The organism is Flavobacterium sp. UBA7680, from assembly GCF_002482975.1.
Lineage (GTDB): Bacteria > Bacteroidota > Bacteroidia > Flavobacteriales > Flavobacteriaceae > Flavobacterium.
In genome coordinates this window covers 1-270 of the sequence record NZ_DLHA01000024.1, presented here as the reverse complement: position 1 = coordinate 270, position 270 = coordinate 1, and the positions used below count along the sequence as shown (strand labels likewise).

Annotated in this window: 1 protein-coding gene; it reads right to left on the bottom strand. The window is 32.6% G+C overall.

Translation table 11 applies throughout. The features are described 5' to 3' along the window. A partial coding sequence (locus tag B3C18_RS09280; protein WP_291146037.1) for an RNA polymerase sigma factor occupies window positions 1-270 on the bottom strand: 270 nt, incomplete at both ends.

The following is a 270-nucleotide window of genomic DNA, read 5'->3' as shown; positions in this document are numbered from 1 at the left end:
AATTGTGATTTTGATGTTCCTTCGCTAATCCCTAACATCTTTGCAATTTCATTGTGTTTGTATCCTTCTATGGCGTATAAATTGAAGATCATTTTATATCCGTCCGGCAAAGCATCTATTAAAAACTGAATCTGATCGATCGAAAACTGACTATCAGTTGCATTAAAACTTTCTTCGGCATATATTTCATCTTCAACAAATTTTACTTTTTTCTGTACTCTTAAATATGATATACATTCGTTAACCATAATTCGGCGAATCCAGCCTTCA